The 18632-nt window shown below is 68.2% G+C and carries 16 protein-coding genes; 7 read left to right on the top strand and 9 right to left on the bottom strand.

Annotated features, from left to right (window positions below; translation table 11 throughout):
* Nucleotides 1–6: 6 nt before the first annotated feature.
* Nucleotides 7–4776 (bottom strand): ATP-dependent helicase, encoded by a 4770-nt coding sequence (locus DX03_RS08175; RefSeq protein ID WP_038687836.1) that lies wholly within the window; start codon nt 4774–4776, stop codon nt 7–9.
* Nucleotides 4777–4796: 20 nt separating this feature from the next.
* Nucleotides 4797–5591: an exodeoxyribonuclease III gene (xth, locus tag DX03_RS08170; protein ID WP_038687834.1), complete on the bottom strand. Its 795-nt coding sequence runs from the start codon at nt 5589–5591 to the stop codon at nt 4797–4799.
* A 168-nt stretch (nt 5592–5759) separates the two neighbouring features.
* On the opposite strand from xth, the gene DX03_RS20415 reads away from it, so the two are divergent.
* The 3 genes from DX03_RS20415 (at nt 5760) to DX03_RS08155 (ending at nt 7989) form a co-directional block, all read left to right on the top strand.
* Nucleotides 5760–6503: an SOS response-associated peptidase gene (locus DX03_RS20415; protein WP_051598790.1), complete on the top strand. Its 744-nt coding sequence runs from the start codon at nt 5760–5762 to the stop codon at nt 6501–6503.
* A 152-nt stretch (nt 6504–6655) separates the two neighbouring features.
* On the top strand, nt 6656–7018 hold the full coding sequence (locus tag DX03_RS08160; protein WP_342342003.1) for a response regulator: 363 nt from the start codon (nt 6656–6658) through the stop codon (nt 7016–7018).
* An 11-nt stretch (nt 7019–7029) separates the two neighbouring features.
* Entirely contained in the window at nt 7030–7989 is a 960-nt protein-coding gene (locus DX03_RS08155) for a cation diffusion facilitator family transporter (protein WP_038687832.1), read from the top strand.
* A 12-nt stretch (nt 7990–8001) separates the two neighbouring features.
* On the opposite strand, the gene DX03_RS08150 is transcribed toward DX03_RS08155, so the two are convergent.
* The 6 genes from DX03_RS08150 to DX03_RS08125 are packed head-to-tail and all read right to left on the bottom strand — an operon-like array spanning nt 8002 to nt 13418.
* Nucleotides 8002–9942: a response regulator gene (locus DX03_RS08150; RefSeq protein ID WP_038687830.1), complete on the bottom strand. Its 1941-nt coding sequence runs from the start codon at nt 9940–9942 to the stop codon at nt 8002–8004.
* Nucleotides 9929–10786: a sensor histidine kinase gene (locus tag DX03_RS08145; protein WP_038687828.1), complete on the bottom strand. Its 858-nt coding sequence runs from the start codon at nt 10784–10786 to the stop codon at nt 9929–9931. Before DX03_RS08145 ends, DX03_RS08150 begins: the two co-directional genes overlap by 14 nt.
* Nucleotides 10786–11802, bottom strand: coding sequence for an ATP-binding protein (locus DX03_RS08140; protein WP_038687826.1), 1017 nt, complete (start codon nt 11800–11802; stop codon nt 10786–10788). Before DX03_RS08140 ends, DX03_RS08145 begins: the two co-directional genes overlap by 1 nt.
* Nucleotides 11793–12194 (bottom strand): ATP-binding protein, encoded by a 402-nt coding sequence (locus DX03_RS08135; RefSeq protein ID WP_038687824.1) that lies wholly within the window; start codon nt 12192–12194, stop codon nt 11793–11795. The genes DX03_RS08140 and DX03_RS08135 overlap by 10 nt, the downstream gene beginning before the upstream one ends.
* Complete coding sequence (locus tag DX03_RS08130) at nt 12191–12556, bottom strand: STAS domain-containing protein (RefSeq protein ID WP_038687823.1); 366 nt, start codon at nt 12554–12556, stop codon at nt 12191–12193. The genes DX03_RS08135 and DX03_RS08130 overlap by 4 nt, the downstream gene beginning before the upstream one ends.
* Before the next feature lies 1 nt (nt 12557).
* Entirely contained in the window at nt 12558–13418 is an 861-nt protein-coding gene (locus tag DX03_RS08125; RefSeq protein ID WP_038692082.1) for an STAS domain-containing protein, read from the bottom strand.
* A gap of 333 nt (nt 13419–13751) precedes the next feature.
* Here DX03_RS08125 and DX03_RS08120 point away from each other — a divergent pair, with 333 nt between their 5' ends.
* The gene (locus tag DX03_RS08120) at nt 13752–14111 is read left to right on the top strand and encodes a bleomycin resistance protein (RefSeq protein WP_280512942.1); all 360 of its coding nucleotides are present in this window, start codon (nt 13752–13754) and stop codon (nt 14109–14111) included.
* Between the two features lie 960 nt (nt 14112–15071).
* On the opposite strand, the gene DX03_RS08115 is transcribed toward DX03_RS08120, so the two are convergent.
* The gene (locus DX03_RS08115) at nt 15072–15362 is read right to left on the bottom strand and encodes a hypothetical protein (protein ID WP_038687819.1); all 291 of its coding nucleotides are present in this window, start codon (nt 15360–15362) and stop codon (nt 15072–15074) included.
* 220 nt (nt 15363–15582) lie between these two features.
* Between DX03_RS08115 and DX03_RS20670 the strand changes: the two genes are divergently transcribed.
* From DX03_RS20670 to DX03_RS08105, 3 genes are all read left to right on the top strand, one after another.
* Nucleotides 15583–15753 carry a CsbD family protein gene (locus tag DX03_RS20670; RefSeq protein WP_081797188.1) on the top strand — a complete coding sequence of 57 codons (171 nt, stop codon included), beginning with the start codon at nt 15583–15585 and terminating at the stop codon, nt 15751–15753.
* Between the two features lie 221 nt (nt 15754–15974).
* Entirely contained in the window at nt 15975–16406 is a 432-nt protein-coding gene (locus DX03_RS08110) for a hypothetical protein (RefSeq protein WP_038687817.1), read from the top strand.
* 185 nt (nt 16407–16591) lie between these two features.
* Nucleotides 16592–18631 carry a TonB-dependent receptor gene (locus DX03_RS08105; protein ID WP_081797187.1) on the top strand — a complete coding sequence of 680 codons (2040 nt, stop codon included), beginning with the start codon at nt 16592–16594 and terminating at the stop codon, nt 18629–18631.
* The last annotated feature ends 1 nt before the right edge of the window (nt 18632 follow it).

Raw genomic sequence — 18632 nt, 5'->3', positions numbered from 1 at the left:
TTTGGGTCACCCTTCCCAGTCCAGCCCACGGGGCGCACTGCGGAATCCGGCGGCGCGCAGCGCGTCGGTGAGTGCATCGCGACCGACCGGCGCATCGTTGATCAGCTCCAGGGTGAAGCGCCCCCGCCGGCCACGCCGCAACGCCGCCGCCAATGCCTGGCACGCGGCCTGGGTGAGATCCGCGCTGGCCTGCGCCGCATCGAACCACGTGAGCAGCTGGCGCCCGCCTTGTGCCAGGTACATCAGCGGGCGCCCGGCGCCGATCACCAGCAGCGCGCCGGCGCGCCGCACCGGGCGCAGCGTGGCGGCATGCGCTGGCCACGGCAGCACGCTGCCGAAGGGGTTGGCCGGGTCCAGCGCGGACAGCCCCACCACCACCGGCGACGGCGCTGCCTGCAGGGTGTCGGCGATGGCGCGCAGCCGGTCCACCGTGGCGCGCTCGGCGAACTGCGCCCCGCCCAGCCCCGTCACGAAGCGGCCGCGCAGTACGCGACCGGCATCTTCCATGCCGCGATACACCTGCTGCAGCGCCGGGAACCCGCCCACGATGCCCTCGGCCACCGCCGCGCCACGGGTGACGATGGCATGCCGGTCGAGCAGACCGTCGGCGAGCGCCACCGCACGCACGGTGTCGCTGGTGGTCTCGCGCGGCAGCAATGACCAGCGCCCCGCCAGGCTGGGTGCGGCAAAACTCGCGGCCGCGGTCGGCGACGTGTCGGTGTGTTCGCGTGGCCCGGCCATGTCGATCCAGCGCGGATCGCGCTGCCGCCGGGTTGGCCGCACCACCCGCGGGCGCGGCGGGCGCGTGCCGGCCAGCCCGCGCAGCGGCGACCAGATGTCGGTGGTGACATGGCCGGCCCAGACAAGGTCCCACAGGGCTGCATGCAGCGTGTCCGGAGTGATCGCCGGCACCGTGTCCGGATCCGTCGCCGTGTTGGCCATCCGCCCCTGCACGGCCATCGCCAAGGCGCGCGCAAAATAGGCACCGCCCTCGCCCAGCACCGCCACGATGGCCTGCTGCAACGGCGAAAGGTCGGTCACGGTGGGTATCGGCAGGGTCTCGAACGCAACCTCCTGCAGGTGCAGTGACACCAGCCCATCGTCGTCGCCGACGCGCGCATGACCGGCCCATAGCACGCTGCCGGTGGCAAGCAGTTCATCCAGCATGCCCGGTGCGTAGTCGCCCACGCGGGCGGGCAGAATCTGGCTCTCCCAGACCGACGCGGGCGCGCTCACGCCGGCCAGCAGTTCCACCACCCTCGCCACGCCATCGATGCCGTGCAACGCGGCGGTGGACGCGTGGGCCACGCGCACTGCCGGCGCCGCGTCGGGCACCAGGCCCTGCCGCTCCAACAGCAACAGCGCGTAGGCATCCTGCGCGACAGGCCGGGTTGCCGCGCGCGCCGCCTGCAGCGAGCGCGTGCGCAGCCGCCGCAGCACGTCGTCGGCCACCCATTCGTGGTGGGCCAGCGCCAGCGGTGCGGGCATGCCATCGACTGCATCCTGTCCCTGGCGGACTACCCCGAAGCTGCCGCGCAGCACCTTGCCCTGCGCCTGCAGCTGTTCCAGCGCTGCGTCGGCCACCACCACACCCACGCCGAATGCCGTTGCCACCTGCGCGGTGGTAAAGGGCGCGTGGGTACGCGCGTACCGGGCCAGCAGTTCCCCAAGCGGATCGGTGGATGGCGGCAATACGGCATGCGGTGGCAACGCTGGCAACGCGATGCCCAGCGCATCGCGCAGCCGTGTGGCATCTTCCACCGCCGCCCAGTGTTCGCTGCCAGCCAAGGGGATGCGCAGGGCGCGGTGGTCGCGTTCGAGGGCGTGCAGGTGCTCGATGGCCGCCTCGTCCACCAGCCGCCGCGCCACCTCCGGCAGCGACAGCGGGCCCAGCTCGCGCAGCACGTCAGCCACGCCTTCCCTGCCCTTCGCGCGCCGCGCCGGCGCAAGACGCTGCAGCTCCGCACCGACCTGGTCGACCACGGCCGCATCCAGCAGCTCGCCCATGTCCACCTGCCCGAGCAGGTCGGCCAGCAGGCCGTCATCCAGCGACAGCACCGACGCGCGGCGCTCGGCCAACGGCACGTCGGTGCCATACATGAACTCGGCCACGTAGCCGAACAACAGGTTTGCCGCGAACGGCGACGGCACCTCGGTGGTGACCTCGGCAATGGCCACACTGCCCTCGGCCAGGCGCTGCATCAGCGCGCCCAGCGCCTGCAGATCGTACACGTCCTGCAGGCACTCGCGCGCGGCCTCGATCAGGATCGGGAAGTCGGGGTAGCGCTGTGCGATGGCCAGCAGTTCGGCCGCCCGCAGGCGTTGCTGCCACAGCGGCGAACGCCGCCCCGGGCTGCGTCGCGGCAGCAACAGGGCACGCGCCGCGCATTCGCGGAAACGGGCCGCGAACAGCGCCGATGTTCCCACCGCACGGGCCACCTCGCGCCGCACCTGTTCCGGGTCGAACAGGAACAGGTCCGCGCCGGGCAGGCGGCCGGCCGTATCGGGAATCCGCGCGATGATGCCGTCGTCGCTGGCCACCACCGCCGGGTCCACGCCCCAGCGTTCGCGGATGCGCGCGGCCATCGCCAGGGCCCACGGGTCGTGCACGCGCCGCCCGTAAGGCGAATGCAGCATCAGCCGCCAATCGCCGTTCTCGTCACGGCAACGCTCCACCACCAGCCTGCGGTCGGTAGGCAGCACGCCGGTGGCCTGGCGCTGCTCGTCCAGCAGCCCGTAAATGTTTTCGATGGCATTGCTGGCCAGCCCGCAGGCCTGCAGGCGTTCGGTCATCGCGGCGGGCCGCTCGCCTTCATCGGCAGCGCGTTCCAGCGCCGCTATGAAGGCCCCGACCGCTTCGCCCAGTTCCGCCGGCCGTCCTACGCCTTCGCCGCGCCAGAACGGCAACCGCGCCGAGCGCCCGGGCGCGGGCGTCACTACTACCTGGTCATGGGTAATCTGTTCGATGCGCCACGACGTGGCGCCCAGCGTGATCACATCGTTGACCCGCGACTCGTGCACCATTTCTTCGTCCAGCTCGCCCACGCGCCGCGACCCGGCGCGCTCCTCGCCTTCGGGCAGCACCACGCCGAACATGCCGCGGTCGGGGATGGTGCCGCCGCTGGTCACGGCCAGCTGTTTCGCACCCGGCCGCGCTTCCAGCGTGCCGGTCTGCCGGTTCCAGACCAGGCGCGGACGGAACCCGGCGAAGTCGTCGGACGGATAACGCCCCGTAAGCATGTCCAGGGTTGCATCGAACGCACTGCGTGGCAGCGTGCGATACGGCGCGGCGCGGCGCACGCGGGCATACCAGGCATCCAAATCCAGTGTGTCCATGGCGGCGGCCGCCACCGTCTGCTGGGCCAGGACGTCCAGCGGGTTTTGCGGCGGATCCACCGCTTCGATGCGTCCGGCCAGCATGCGCTCGATGGCCACGGTGGCATCGATGAGGTCGCGCCGCGTGCGCGGGTACACCAGCCCCGTGGATGTGCCGCCGACCTGATGGCTGGCCCGCCCCACCCGTTGCAGCGCGCTGGCCACCGACGGCGGCGCCGCGACCTGGATCACCAGATCGACGCGCCCCATGTCGATGCCCAGCTCCAGGCTCGAGGTAGCCACCACGCAGCGCAGTTCGCCGGATTTCAACGCCTGTTCGATCTCGCGGCGCTGTTCCTTGGACACCGACCCATGGTGCGAACGCGCAATCAGCGCCGCCGCCCCGCTCACCCGCCCGCTGGTGCCGCCGTTGAACGACGCGTAATGGCCGTCGGCAGGCACGGCGTCCTGCGCGGCGGCTGGCGGTGGGTGCAGGCCGGGATCGCGCGCCAGGCGGTCGGCATACAGCTCGTTGAGCCGCGCGGTGAGTTTTTCGGCCACGCCGCGTGAGTTGGCGAAGACGATGGTGGCGCGTCGCGCCAGCACCTGGTCCAGGATGCTGGCTTCCACATGCGGCCAGATCGACCCGACCCGGCCCGCCAGCGCAGTGCCGCCCTCGCCCAGCGGCGAGGGAATATCGGCCATGTCCTCCACCGGCACCACGATGCGCACGTCCAGCTGCCGGTCCGACGGCGGGTTAACCACGGTGACGGGCCGGTCGCCGCCCAGGAAGCCGGCCACCTGCTCCACCGGGCGCACCGTGGCCGACAGGCCGATCCGCTGCACCGGTTGCTGCGCCAGCGCGTCGAGGCGCTCCAGGCTCAACGCCAGGTGGGTGCCGCGTTTGCTGCCAGCCACCGCGTGGATCTCGTCGATGATCACCGTATGCACGTCGCGCAGGCTGTCGCGCGCCTTGGAGGTGAGCATCAGGAACAACGATTCGGGCGTGGTGATCAGGATGTCCGGCGGCCGCCGCAGCAGCCGGGCGCGTTCGGCGCTGGTGGTGTCGCCACTGCGGATCGCCACCGACAGCGCCAACGCCGGGTCCCCGCGCAGCGCGCGCTGCGCGTTCACGCCCTCCAACGGCACCTGCAGGTTGCGGTGCACGTCCGCGCCCAGCGCCTTGATCGGCGAGATGTACAGCACGCCGATGCCGTCACCGGGCACGCGCGGCCGCTGCGCACGCACCCGGAACAGCCGGTCGATGGCATGCAGGAACGCGGCCAGGGTCTTGCCCGATCCGGTCGGCGCGATCACCAGCGTGTGGTCGCCAGCACCAATGGCCGCCCACGCGGCGACCTGCACCGGCGTGGCAGCGTCGAACGCGGACGTGAACCAGGCGCGGGTGGCCGGCTCGAAGGCGGCCAGTGATTGCGTGGTGTGGGGCGTGGAAGTGGGCATGGGCGGAACAGATGATCGCCTCAAGGCGCGTTCACCACCACCCACGTGGGCGCATGGTCGCTGGCCTTGTCCTGCAGACGCACCCAGCGGTCCACGCCGGCGTCCTTGAGACGGTCGGCCAGCGCGGGATTGAGCAGCAGGTGGTCGATGCGCAGGCCACGGTCGCGCTCGGCATGCTGGCGGAAATAATCCCAGAACGTGTAGATCACCTCGTCGGGGTGGCGCGCACGCAGCGCATCGGTCCAGCCCTGCGCCAACAGACGCGCGTACGCATCGCGCACTTCCGGCTGCAACAGCGCATCCTTGCGCCAGGCCTTGGGGTCGTACACGTCCGCGTCGGTGGGAATGACGTTGAAGTCGCCCATGATCACCACCGGGTGCGGCAGCGCCACCAGGCTGCGGGCGTGTTTGATCAGGCGCTCCATCCAGCGCAGCTTGTAGTCGAACTTCGGGCCCGGTTGCGGGTTGCCGTTGGGCAGGTAGAGGCCCGCCACCACGATGCCGTGGACGGCCGCTTCCAGGTAGCGGCTCTGGGTGTCAGCCGGTTCGCCCGGCAAGCGCCGGCGGCTTTCAACCGGCGTCACACCGCGCCCCAGCAAGGCCACGCCGTTCCAGCGCGCCTCACCCAGCCATAGCGCGCCATAGCCGGCCTGTTCCAGTTCGGCCGCCGGAAACGCCGCGTCGGTTGCCTTCATCTCCTGCAGCGCCACCACGTCGGGCTTCTCGGCCGCCAGCCACGCCAGCAGGTGCGGCAACCGCGTGCCGATGCCGTTGACGTTGTAGGTAGCCAGCGTGAGGGTCTTGCGCCGCGTCATCGGCCTGGCCTCGCCAGCGAAGGGAAGGTGCAACGACAGCGCGCGGGTGCGCGTGCGTGCAGTGAGTTCGGCAAGGAAGCGTTGACCATGCGCCGATTAGACGCCGGTGCATGTCATCGGCGCGTCACCCTGACCGGCGGCTCACAACCGCCCCCGTACCCTGCGGGCATGCGCCGCTTCGCCCAAGCCATCGCCGACCCTTCCTCACTGCCCGTTGGACTGCCGGCCTCGCTGGCCGACGCACTGGCCACCGCCCCGGACCGCTACAACATCGGCAAGAACGGCAGCGCCACCGTGCTGGCCCGCGACGGCGATGGCAGCCTGGTAGCGGCGGACATGCGCTGGGGCCTGGTACCGCGCTGGTCCAAACAACCGTCCACGCCCTACACCACCGTAACCGCGCGGCTGGAGCGCGCCGCCAAAAGCCGCATCTTCGCCCAGGCCTGGCAGCAGCGGCCCTGCGTGGTTGCCCTGACCGGCTATTACAAATGGGATCGGCAGCGTCGCCCGCCGTGGCCGTTGTTCGTGCAACGCACCGACGGCTTGGCGCTGCTGGCGGCCGGCCTGTGGGAACACTGGGCCGGTGAGGACGGCCAGGAGATCGACAGCTTCACCGTGCTGACCGCGCCGAACCCCGGCATCCCTGCCCCGCTCACGTCCGATGGACCGGTGTTCATCGATGCATCGGTGGCCATGGCGTGGTTGTCCGGTGCCCTGCATACGCCCGCCGAACTGCAGGCGCAGGCCGCTACGCCACCGCTGGAGGCCTATCCGGTGAGTCGCGCCTTCCGTGATCCCGCGCGCGACGACTACACCCTGCTGGAACCGGTCGACCCGGCGCAGGAAGGCCCCGACAGCGGCCCCGCGGCGTGGGATGGCGATGGCCTGGACGACGAAGACGGTGCGGACTAGCGCACGCGTTGGCCGCGTGCCCCTGTCAACGGCGACGTAACACAACTTGGCGCTGCGTTGACATCGGCAGGCACAGGATCAAATACCCCCTCAGTAAAAACCCCATGAACGGTAGTGTGCGCATTCCCCCTTCGCGTGGCGTTGTTCTGGTCGTGGAAGACGAGATCGACGTGTCCCGGTTGTTCGTCGAAGTGCTCAGCCAGGCCGGTTATGACGTGGTGCCGGCGTACTCGGTCACTGACGCGCTCGGCACCTTGGTTTACCAGCGCTTTGACGCCGCCGTGCTGGACATCGAGCTGGGCGACGGGCCGGTGTTTCCGGTAGCCGACCGCCTCGCCCGCACCGGCACGCCTTTCCTGTTCGCTTCGGCGGTCTACATCCAGATGGTCCCGAAGCAGCATCAGGGCGTTCCCTTCATCGGCAAGCCCTTCAACATCAACGAACTGGTGGCACGCGTCGAGGACGCCGTCGAACGCGGCCGCAACGGTCCACCTTCCAACCGCGCCGCAGACTGAGTTCCCCCGTTATGGCCGCGCCGTCCGGTTCCCGCCTGGTCATCTACGCCGCACTGGTCGGCAATCTGTGCATCGCCATCGCCAAGTTCGTGGCCGCCGGCCTGTCGGGCAGTTCGGCGATGCTCAGCGAGGGCGTGCATTCGCTGGTGGACACCATCAACGAGGTGTTGTTGCTGTACGGCCTGCGCCGTTCGGAGAAGAAGCCCGACACCGTGCACCCGTTCGGCTATGGGCGCGAGCTGTACTTCTGGAGCTTCATCGTGGCGCTGCTGGTGTTCGCCGCCGGTGCGGGCGTATCGGCGTATGAAGGCATCCAGCACATCCGTCACCCCGAGCCGGCCACCAACCACCTGATCAGCTATTCGGTGCTGGGCATCTCCATCGCGTTTGAAGGCGCGTCGTGGTGGATCGCGCTGCGCGAGTTCCGTGCCACCAAGGGCACGATGGGCTACTTCGAGGCCTTCCGCCGCAGCAAGGACCCCACCACCTTCACCGTGCTGCTGGAAGACAGTGCGGCGCTGCTGGGTCTTGGATTCGCGCTGGTGGGCCTGTTGGCGGCACAACTGCTGGACATGCCGGTGCTCGATGGCGTGGCGTCGCTGTGCATTGCCGCGGTGCTGGCGGTCACTGCCTTCCTGCTCGCCCGCGAAACCAAGGGACTGCTGGTGGGCGAGCCGGCCCACCCCAGCGTGGCCAACCGGATTCTGGCGGTGGCCAACACCGACCCCGACCTGCGCAATGCCAACGGCGTCACCACCATGCAGATGGGGCCGGACCAGGTGGTGGCAATGCTGAGCGCCGAATTCGAGGACGACCGTACCACCCCGCAGATCGAGGCGTGCATCACCCGCATCGAGAAAGCGGTGAAAGCCGAGTACCCCGAGTTGGTGGCGTTGTTCGTGAAGCCGCAGACGCCGGAGGTGTTCCGCGCGCGACGGGCAGCGCTCGGCGAGCACCGCCCGTCACCGTAACAACCGGCCCGCTCAGGCCAGCGGAAGCATCTGGCGCACGCTGCGCAGCAGTTCGTTGACGCTGAACGGCTTGGGCAACAAGGCCATCCCGGTTCCGAGAAAGTCGTTACGTACCACCGCGCTCTCGGTATAGCCGGTGATGAACAGCACCGGCAGCTGCGGCCGTAACGCGCGGGCAGCGTCGCCCAGCTCGCGGCCGTTCATACCGGGCAGGCCCACGTCGGAGAGCAGCAGGTCGATGCCGCGCTCGGAATGCAGCTCCAGCAGCGCCTGCTGCGCGTTGATTGCCTCCACGACCTGGTAGCCCGACTCCATCAGCATCTCGCGCACCATCATGCGTACCGAGTCGGTGTCGTCCACCAGCAGGATCCGCTCGGAACGTCCACGCGGCACCTGGGTGGGCTGCGGCGCCTGCTCGGGGCTGAGCAGCTGGCCTTCGGGCAGTAGAAGTTCGATCTCGGTCCCTTCCCCGCGCTCGCTGGCGATGCGCGCACTGCCGCCGGACTGCCGGGCAAACCCGTAGGTCATCGACAAGCCCAGGCCGGTGCCCTCGCCCTGCGGCTTGGTGGTGAAGAACGGCTCGAAGACCTTGGTCAGCAGCTCAAGCGGAATGCCGCTGCCGTTGTCGAGCACCTTTACGCTGATGTAGTGCCCCGGCGCCAGCTCATGGTCGCGTTCCACATGGGTACGGCCGGCCCGGATCCGGATCAGCCCCTGGCCGGCCAGCGCGTCGCGCGCGTTGATCACCAGATTGAGGATCACGTTCTCGAACTGGTTCGGGTCGGCCACGGCCACCATGGGTTGCGCACCCAGCTCCAGTTCCAGCTCGATGTTCTCGCCAATGGACCGACGCAGCATGTCTTCCAGCGAGCGGATCCGGGCCACCACGTCGAAGGTCTGCGGATCGAGCGGCTGCTTGCGTGCGAAGGCCAGCATGCGCTGGGTCAGCGCGGCGGCGCGGTGGGCCGAGGCGGTGGCGATGTCGACATAGCGCGAGGCCTTGTCCCATGCGCCTCGGGCCACGGCGATCTCGATCATGTCCAGGCCGGAGATGATCGTGGTCAGCAGGTTGTTGAAGTCGTGCGCGATACCGCCGGTGAGCTGGCCCAGCGAATCCATCTTCTGCGCCTGCAGCAGCTCGACCTCGGTGCGCTGGCGCTCTGCGATCTGAAAGGCCAGTTCCGAGGTCGCGCTTTCCAGCTCCTGGCGCTGCTCGGTCTCGCGCGCGTGGCGTTCGGTGGTGTCCTGGACCAGCACCAGGCCCTGGCCGGGCGCACGGTACGGCGTGACGCGCCATTCGGTGATGCGCGTTGCCGCGCCCACGCGCAGGGTAAACGTGCCCTGCCAGCGCTCGCCCTCGGCCAGCGCAACCTTCAGCGCGCTCAGCGGGACCACCTGGTCCGCCAGCAGCGCCTCCAACCTGCCCGGCGCGCCGTCTTCACCGAGCAGCCGCACGAAGGCGTCGTTGGCATCGTGATAGCGCAGCTCGGCATCCAGTACCGCGATCGGCGCGTTGATCTGGCGGAAGATCTCGCCAAAACGTGCTTCGGCTTCACGCAGGGCTTCTTCCGAACGCCGCGCGCGCAACAGCGTGCGCAACGTGGCCAGCAGGACGTCCGGATCGACCGGGTGGATCAGGTAGGCGTCCGCACCGGCGTTCAAGCCGGTGATGAGGTCGCCGGTGGCGATCGAGGCCGCCGACACGTGCACCACCGGCAACAGCCGCATGCGCGGGTCGTCGCGCAACTGCCGCACCACGTCGAACCCGCTCATGTCCGGCAGGTTGACGTCCAGCACCAGCGCACCGAAATCCTGCCGGGCCAGCTGTGCCAGGCCCTCCCCACCGGTACCGGCCTCTTCGACCTTGTAGCCGTGATGTTCCAGCACGCGCCGCACCGCATAGCGGGTTGCGGCGTTGTCATCCACCACCAGGATACGATCAGAGTTCGGCACGGGGCGTCTCCTCGGCGAGCTTGTAGGGCAGCACCACGTAAAAATCCGAGCCTTCGCCGACCACGCTGTCCACGCCCACATGGCCGCCCAGCAGTTCGGCGAAGCGCTTGCACAGCGACAGCCCCAGGCCGGTGCCGCGCAGGCGCTTCTGCAGCGGCGTATCGACCTGGACGAAATCCTCGAACAGGGTGGACTGCAGGTCGGCCGGGATGCCGATGCCGGTGTCGCGCACGCTGAAGCGCACTGAATCATCGCCCTGCATGCGGGCCGAGACGACCACCTGCCCGTTGGGGGTGAACTTCAGTGCGTTGGAAATGAAATTGCGCAGGATCTGCGCCAGCTTCTTGTCATCGGTGTACAGCATGGGCAACGCCGGCGGGTCCTCGAACAGGAGGTCCAGCTGGTCGCCTTCGACCAGCGGGCGGAACATGCCACGCAGCGCCGAAAACAGATCCATCAGGTCGAACCAGGCCGGCGAGATGGTGATGCGGCCGGCCTCGATTTTGGCCAGGTCCAGCAGGTCGTCCACCATCTCGCGCAGCTCGCTGGTGGAGGCGCTGATGAAGCGCACCTGGCGGCGCTGTTCGTCGGTGAGCGGACCGTCCATGCCGTCCTCCAGCAGGCGCGTCATGCTCAGGATCGAGCCCAGCGGCGTGCGGAATTCGTGGCTCATGTAGGACAGGAACCGGCTTTTCAGCTCCGAGACCTCGCGCAGCTGCTCGGCCTGCTGGTCCAGCTCGGCATACAGCGCCAGCACGCCCTGGTTGGTTTCGTCCAGTTCGGCGCGCAGTGCGTCGGCTTCCATGCGCAGCTGCTGCACCTGCTGATCGTTGGCAGTGGACATCAATGTAACTCTCCAAGTCGCAGGGCAACGATGCCGACATCGTCCCGACCGCGGTCGAAATCACGCTGCAGCACCGCCACGATCAACGCCGGGTGGCGGTGGACCAGGCCGGGGTAGTCGCGCAGGCTCCAGCGCGCCTGCAGCCCGTCACTGTGCATGACCAGCAGCGTGCCTGCGTGAGTGTGAAAGTGGAAGGGTTGTGCCTTGCGGAACTGCACCCCGACGATGCCCGGGTGCGAGGCCATCCCGCGCGAGCCGGTGGGCTCGCACAGCGAGGCGGAAATGTTGCCGATGCCGGCGAACTGCACGTTCTGGCCGTCCTGCCCGACACAGGCCACGGCGGCGGCGCCCCCGCGGCTGCCGGACATGCCCGCATGCATCGTGCCGATCAGCGTGGCCGCATCGAAGGCCGAGGCGGTGGCCATGGCCGCCGTGCCGGCCTGGGCGGCATCGGCTGCGGGCAGGCCATGGCCCAGTCCATCGATCAGGCTCAGTGCGGTGGTGTGCCCGTCGGCGCGCAGGTGCCAGCCGTCGCCGCAGGCCACTTCATGGCGCATGGGAATGCGCAACGCGCCGTAGGCAAGGTCGATGTCCGGCGCGCATCGGCTCGGGTAGATGCGCGCCACGATCACCGCGCCGCGTGCATCGGACCAGGCATCCAGCACCGTTGCCTGGCGACGGATGGCGCCCAGCCCCAGCCCCTGGGTTCCGCCGGTGGAGACGCCATCGGGAAGGCACTCGGACAGCGAGAAACCGGGGCCGGCATCCAACGTGCACAGTTCCACGCCACGACCACTGCGGCCGCAGACCAGCGACAGGTACATGCGCCCGCCGCGACCGTGCTTGATCACGTTGGTGGCCAGTTCGGTGGCGGCCAGGGCCACGCGCCCGGCGTCCATCTCGTCAAAGCCGGCATGGTCGGCCAAGGCCAACGCTTCGCGCCGTGCCTGCCCGACCTGCGAGACTTCTTCGACCACCACCACCCGGGTCACCTGGCCGGTGAAGTTCAGGTCCATTTGGTGATGGCAATGCGCGTGCCCTCGCCCGGTGCGCTGTCCAGCTCGAAGTCATCCACCAGCCGGCGCGAACCGGACAGGCCCAGGCCCATGCCCGAGCCGGACGACCAGCCATCGGTAAGTGCCTGGGCCAGATCGGGAATGCCGGGGCCCTGGTCGGTGAACACCAGGCGCACGCCCTTGCGCAGGCCGCTTTCCAGTATTTCCCACGCCATGGTGCCGCCACCGCCGTAGATCACCGCGTTGCGGGCCAGCTCGCTGGCAGCGGTCACCAGTTTGGTCTGGTCGATCAGCCGCAGCTTGCACGCCACCGCCGCCTGGCGCGCGGCCTGGCGTGCCAGCACCACATCCTGTTCGACGCGGATCGGCAACACCCCGGTCGGCGCGGTCATGGCAGCTCTTCGTCGGTACGCTGCAGCAGCTTCATGCCGCGCTCGACGTTGAGCGCGGTGCGCACGCCGCTGAGGGTGAGCCCCAGCTCCACCAGCGTGATCGCTACTGCCGGCTGCATGCCCACCACCACGGTGGTGGCATCCATGATCCGGGCGATGGAGGAAATGGTGGAAATCATGCGCCCGATGAAGGAATCGACGATGTCCAGTGCGGAGATGTCGATCAGCACACCACGCGCGGAGGTGCGGCGGATCTTCTCGCTCAGGTCGTCCTGCAGGGTCAGCGCCAGCTGGTCATGCATGTCCACCTGGATGGTCACCAGCAGCAGATCGCCCATCTGCAGGATCGGAATGCGTTCCATGTCAGCGCTCTGCCCGAACCACCGTCTGCCCGGTGCGCTTGAGCGCCAACGCCAGCGCGTCGGCCAGGTTGGCCTTGGTCACGATGCCCTGCAGGTCCAGCCCGAGGTGCACGATGGTCTGGGCAATCTGCGGCCGCACGCCACTGATGATGGCGTCGGCGCCCATCAGGCGGATGGCGGTGACCGTCTTGAGCAGATGCTGGGCCACCAGGGTGTCCACGGTGGGCACGCCGGTGATGTCGATGATGGCGATTTCCGAGCCGGTATCGACGATCCGCTGCAGCAGCGACTCCATCACCACCTGGGTGCGCTGCGAATCCAGCGTGCCGATCATCGGCAGCGCCAGCACGCCTTCCCACAGCTTCACCACCGGGGTGGACAGCTCCAGCATTTCTTCCTGCTGGCGCTGGATCACGTCTTCGCGGGTCTTCTGGAACGCCTTGACGCTGTGCAGGCCGAGCAGGTCCAGCAGTTCGGAGATCGCCCACAACTGGTCACCCAGCAGCGCCGGGTCGTCGGCATAGCCCTGCTGGATCAGGTCGAACAGCGGACGCTTGAGCGAGAACAGGAAGCGCGCGGTTTCGGCCGAGTCGAAGCCCTTGAGCACGCGGTCGCGCGACAGGTCTTCCAGGAACCGGCGGATCTCCTGCCAGTCGGCGCCGGTCAGGCTGCCCACGTTGGCCACCGACAGCGCCTCCAGGAACAGGCGCCAGAATTCGCGCGCCTGGGCATCCAGTTCGCGGGCCGACAACCGCCCATCCTGGGTCTGGGTGCTGGATGTCAGGTTGTCCGTCCACTGGGCCAGCAGGGGCTCCTGATGGCTGCGGATGAGGTCGATCGTGCGCTGCTGCAAAGCCGCCATGCGGAATTCCTGCAAAGAAAGGTAGAGAACCAGACCGGCGCACCTGAATGGGCGCCGGGACGGGAGCTTAAATCAATTCAGGTAGCTGAGGAGCGTACGGTGAAGCGTCTGATGTGAAGGAATTGAGCACATAGCTGACTGGTTCAGATAACGCCCATTCAAGCTTCACCATCGTTGCGCAGCCATTCGATCGCGGTGTGCGCGATGCGGTGCTTGCGGTGGCAACGCGGCCACATCCCGGGACTCTAGAATGCAGGGGCGACGAGAAAGAACCGCGCGCAGTCCCCACACAAGCGGCCCGTCGTCCCCTGCAACGCGGCCATCGGAGAGAAACTGATGCAACAGACCGTCATCCCCCAGCTGCGCATGACCGATGCAACCGTCAGCGTGCCGTTCTACCAACAGCTGGGCTTCACCATCGACTGGGAGCACCGCTTCGCGCCCGACATGCCGCTGTTCGTGCAGATCCGCCGCGAAGGCCAGCTGCTGTTTCTGACCGAACATGCCGGTGACTGCGAACCCGGCGGTGCGGTGTACTTCCATGTGCCGGACGTGGATGCACTGCATGCCGCGTTTGTTGCCGCCGGAGCGGCCGTGTTCCGCGCGCCGGCCGATGTGCCGTGGGGCGGCCGCGAGATGATGGTGGTGGATCCGGACCACAACCGGCTGCGGTTTGCTACGCAGGGGGATTGAACCCCAGTCTCGCAACACCCTCCACGCTGCAGGATGCGCGCCAGCAGACGCGGGCATCGTCCTGGCGGCGGTGAAAAAGGCAGGCTGGACCGTCACGGGCAAGCCCGAACGCACGCCCAAGCACTTCGACGTCCTGCGGTTGCCCATACCGCAAACGGCCAGGTCCGCTTGCCCCGGTAGGGTCGGTTCCCAAACGACCGCCGATACACGGTCCACGCCATTGCACGCATAACCTTCAACGGAGGCGCGCCGTTGATCGCAACCAAGCTCGCCGTTCCAGCGTCATGTCGCCGCCGAACACTGGCCGTTCCACGGCAGTCGACCAAGGTTCGACCCTACCAGCCACGAGCGCAGCAGGAATGCCCCGCCCGCATGGCGTCCCAGTCACGGCCTCCGTTGCCGCAAACAGCCGGGCCGCCGCCCCGGTAGGGTCGGTTCCCAAACGACCGCCGATACACGGTCCACGCCATTGCACGCATGACCTTCAACGGAGGCGCGCCGTTGATCGCAACCAAGCTCGCCGTTCCAGCGTCATGTCGCCACCGAACGCTGGCCGTTCCACGGCAGTCGACCAAGGTTCGACCCTACCAGCCACGAGCGCAGCAGGAATGCCCCGCCCGCATGGCGTCCCAGTCACGGCCTCCGTTGCCGCAAACAGCCGGGCCGCCGCCCCGGTAGGGTCGGTTCCCAAACGACCGCCGATACACGGTCCACGCCATTGCACGCATGACCTTCAACGGAGGCGCGCCGTTGATCGCAACCAAGCTCGCCGTTCCAGCGTCATGTCGCCACCGAACGCTGGCCGTTCCACGGCAGTCGACCAAGGTTCGACCCTACCAGCCAGGTCCAGCGCAGCACGCAAGCAGAAAGCGGCCGACTACGAAAAGTGGAACGTGCCCGCCTGACCTGCCCGCACCACGCACCAACAGCGCCCCGGAGTCTTCCCGGGCGCTTCAGCTGCTAGGCCGATTGCAGCTGCCACTGACGCAGGGCCGCGCCTCTCAGCGCCTGCTCGCCGCACCCGGTGGGGCAACGCAGGACGCGCGCTGCTGACGTGCTGACGAAACCCTGCCCTTCCTGCGCCTTGAAGATCACCTCGCACGACAGGCAACGCGCCACCATCGAATACAGGTGGACGATGCGTCCACTGCTCGGGTCTTGCAACGCGTGCACATCCAGCAGATCGAACTGGCAGCTATCGGGCATCGCGCGCCGGGGAAGCGGATGGGAAACGAAGGTCTGCAGGTTCACGAGCGCGCGCCATGGAGGGGATGGGCAAAACTGTAAGCGTCCGGATGTGGAGCGCGAGTGCAGACGTCATGCAGCGACCGCGCTGTTTCATTGTCGTCATCGCGCGAGCGTTGCAACCCTGAACCGTTTGGTATCGCGCGCCAGGATTTCACTCACGCCACACCCCACACGCAAGCAGCATGGCCAAGCCCACTCCGGGCACTACAGCGAGGCATTGAACATGGACAAGAACCGTACCGAAGGTGCAAAGAACCAGGTCAAGGGCACCGTGAAGGAAGTAGCTGGCAAGGTCACCGGCGACAAGGCTCAGGAGCTTGAAGGCAAGGCCCAGAAAACCGTTGGCAAGGTGCAGAGTGAAGTGGGCAAGGCCAAAGACAACGCCCGTCACTGACGTGAGCGCGCTGCTCCTGAGCTGTGGCGAGGGAGCAGTAGCGACCCATCTGATGAATGGCCATCCGCCCCCGTCGGGGGCTGGCCGCAGGTGCGACAAACCGTCGCAATCACGCTGAAACCGGGCACCCTCGCCGCGGGGATTCCCCGATATGGCCTAGAATCCGGGCCGTGCGCTCCCCTGTTCTCCACCGCTGGCTTCACGCCTGGGCCTGCCTGGCCATGCTGCTTGTGGTGCTCGCACCTCTGGTAAGCCGGGCGCTGGCGCATCCGCCGGCCGCTGTCGTACAGCCCGCGAATGCGCATGCCGCACATTCGCAGCCGGTCGAAACCGCCGCACCGCACGCGCACCCCATGCATCACGATTCGGCCCATGGCATGGATCACGCCATGATGCATCCGCCGGGACACGCCGAATCCGCACCCGCTGCCGCACCCACGCCTGCCGATCCCCATGCACGGCACGACATGGGCGTGGACTGCGACTACTGCGTGATCGCCGCGCGGATGATCAGCCTGCTGGTCGCTCTGCTCCTGCTGATGACCGTCGGGCCGGTGCACTTCCGCGCCTTGGCTGGCCTCGTGGCTACGCGGCAATCTCCCTCACCGGGAACCCTCGGCGCACGCGGTCCACCGCACGCCCTCGCCTGCTGATCCAGCGTAGGCCTCAAGGCGCGCATCGCGCCACGCCGTCACTGCTTCGCCAGACACGCCCGGCCCTTGCCCGGGTGCGTGCGCGCCGCTGGATCCAGCCCGTCTCCTCCAACCACCGGCTTATACGCCGGCGCCTTTGCCTGTCTCGACCCCACGAGGGTTGCGGCATTTCGATGTTGTGCACAATGAACAGACCTCCCGCTCCACACCGGCTTTCCCACGCCCTCCTGGCCGCCCTCGCCTGCGCGGCCACCGTTCCATCTGTCGCCGCCGCACAGGACGGCACCGTGCTCACCCTGGGTACAGTGCAGGCCCGCGCCACCGCCGAACGCACGCTCCCGGCGCGCTCGGTCTTCAGCTCGGTGGACATCATCGGTGGCGACCTGCTGCAGCAGCAGAAGGTGGACCACAGCTGGGAGCTGCTGATGAACGCCCCCGGCGTGCAGGTCACCCAGTTCAAGATGGGCACCGATGCCGGCCGCTTCTCTTTCCGCGGCTTCAACGGCGAAGGCCGCATCAATGCGGTCAAGCTGCTGATCGACGGCATCCCCAGCAACGACAACGCCGGCGGCATGCCCTATCTCGACGCCGTGTTCCCGCTCGACATCAGCGCGATCGAGATCGTGCGCGGCACCAACGATGCGCGCTACGGCCTGCACGCCATCGCCGGCGATGTGAACGTGCTCACCCGTCAGGGCGGCAACGACGGCCAGCTCAGCGTCACCGTGGGCAGCTTCGGCACCCGGGACATCCAGTTGGCCAAGGGGTTCGAGAACGGCGCGTGGTCGCAGAACTATTTCATCGGCTGGCGCGGCGCCGATGGCGAGCGCGACCATGCCGATGGCACGCAGCGCAGCTTTGCCGGCAAATGGTTCTATACCGATCCCGATGGCCGCTGGCGGGCGGGCCTGACCAGCCGTTACTACAAGAACGCCGCACTGGAAGCTGGCTACCTGAGCTACGCCGAGGTGCAGGCCAACCCCAACCAGTCACCCGACTACGCCCGCGATGACCGCAGCGAGCGCGAAACCCTTCAGACCGCCCTGCACCTCGATGGCGCGCTGGGCACCGACTGGAGCTGGAACGCCAAGGCTTACCAGAATGACTACCGCAACCAGCGCTGGGTAACGTTCACCGCCGGCGGCGCGCAGCAGGAGCGCTTCAACGACGAAACCCACCGCGGGCTGATCTTCAACACCACGTGGCGCCCCACCACGGCGCTGACCGAGTTCGTGCTGGATGCCGGCGTGGACGGCCAATGGCAGGACAACACCGCGCGCCGCTTCCGCACCGTGGCGCGCGAGCGCCAGGCCACCCTGCGCGACTGGGATTTCGACCTGGACACCCGCGGCGCCTACGTGCAGGCCGTGATCCGCCCCACCCCGTCGCTGAAGATCGTGCCCGCCTACCGTGTGGACCACATCGGGGGTGACTTCCATAACGTGGCCGCCACCACCCGCGCGCCGATGTACGACTACGGCCTGATCAAGCAGCCCAAGCTCAGCGTGTCCTACGACCTGGCCAGCACCACGGTGGCCTACGCCAACTGGGGCCGCACCTTCCAGATCGGCAGCGGCAACGGTGCCTACCGCACCCAGGCCGGCAACCTCCTGCCCTCCATCAACGAGGGCTGGGAGACCGGCCTCAAGTGGGCGCCCACCCACGGCCTGCAGACCCGGGTGGCCTACTGGGAACAACGCGCGTCCGATGAAGTGGCCACCATCCTTGGCGTCAACGGCAGCGTGGGCAGCAACGAAGTGGGCAACGTGGGCAAGACCCTGCGCCGTGGCTGGGACGCGCAACTGACCTGGCAGGCCAACCCGCACTGGCGCGCGTGGGCCGCGTACTCGCGGCAGAAAGCCGTGATCCAGGTACCCGACCCCACTGCGCCGAGCACCCGTGGGCGGCAGATCGAGAACGTACCGAACTGGCTGGCCAGCGCCGGCGTCGATTACGCCCCCACCACGGACTGGACCTTCAGTGCCTGGGGCAATGGCCAGGGCGATTACTTCGTGGAGCGCACCAACACACTCGGCCGTTACGGTGGCTACGCGCTGCTGAACCTCAGCGCCAGCTACCGGCTGGATGCGCGCAACCAGCTGGCCCTGCAGCTGAAGAACGCAACGGACCGTTTTTACGTGTATGCCTGGTATGACACTGGGTCGTCGGGCTACTCGCCGGGCGATGGCCGCGCGCTCTACCTGAGCTGGACCCGGGAGCTCTGAG

The sequence above is a fragment of the Stenotrophomonas rhizophila genome, from assembly GCF_000661955.1.
Taxonomy (GTDB): Bacteria; Pseudomonadota; Gammaproteobacteria; order Xanthomonadales; family Xanthomonadaceae; genus Stenotrophomonas; species Stenotrophomonas rhizophila.
The sequence above is the reverse complement of the archived record's forward strand: the minus strand, read 5'-3'. Positions and strand labels throughout refer to the sequence as shown.

What these genes read in the sequence shown, in the direction of transcription:
- DX03_RS08105 (WP_081797187.1), top strand. Translation starts at nt 16,592, where the DNA reads ATGAACAGACCTCCCGCTCCACACCGGCTTTCCCACGCCCTCCTGGCC.
- DX03_RS20415 (WP_051598790.1), top strand. Translation starts at nt 5,760, where the DNA reads ATGCGCCGCTTCGCCCAAGCCATCGCCGACCCTTCCTCACTGCCCGTT.
- DX03_RS08125 (WP_038692082.1), bottom strand. Translation starts at nt 13,418, where the DNA reads ATGGCGGCTTTGCAGCAGCGCACGATCGACCTCATCCGCAGCCATCAG.
- DX03_RS08110 (WP_038687817.1), top strand. Translation starts at nt 15,975, where the DNA reads ATGCTGCTTGTGGTGCTCGCACCTCTGGTAAGCCGGGCGCTGGCGCAT.
- xth (WP_038687834.1), bottom strand. Translation starts at nt 5,591, where the DNA reads ATGACGCGGCGCAAGACCCTCACGCTGGCTACCTACAACGTCAACGGC.
- DX03_RS08175 (WP_038687836.1), bottom strand. Translation starts at nt 4,776, where the DNA reads ATGCCCACTTCCACGCCCCACACCACGCAATCACTGGCCGCCTTCGAG.
- DX03_RS20670 (WP_081797188.1), top strand. Translation starts at nt 15,583, where the DNA reads ATGGACAAGAACCGTACCGAAGGTGCAAAGAACCAGGTCAAGGGCACC.
- DX03_RS08130 (WP_038687823.1), bottom strand. Translation starts at nt 12,556, where the DNA reads ATGGAACGCATTCCGATCCTGCAGATGGGCGATCTGCTGCTGGTGACC.
- DX03_RS08135 (WP_038687824.1), bottom strand. Translation starts at nt 12,194, where the DNA reads ATGACCGCGCCGACCGGGGTGTTGCCGATCCGCGTCGAACAGGATGTG.
- DX03_RS08155 (WP_038687832.1), top strand. Translation starts at nt 7,030, where the DNA reads ATGGCCGCGCCGTCCGGTTCCCGCCTGGTCATCTACGCCGCACTGGTC.
- DX03_RS08145 (WP_038687828.1), bottom strand. Translation starts at nt 10,786, where the DNA reads ATGTCCACTGCCAACGATCAGCAGGTGCAGCAGCTGCGCATGGAAGCC.
- DX03_RS08140 (WP_038687826.1), bottom strand. Translation starts at nt 11,802, where the DNA reads ATGGACCTGAACTTCACCGGCCAGGTGACCCGGGTGGTGGTGGTCGAA.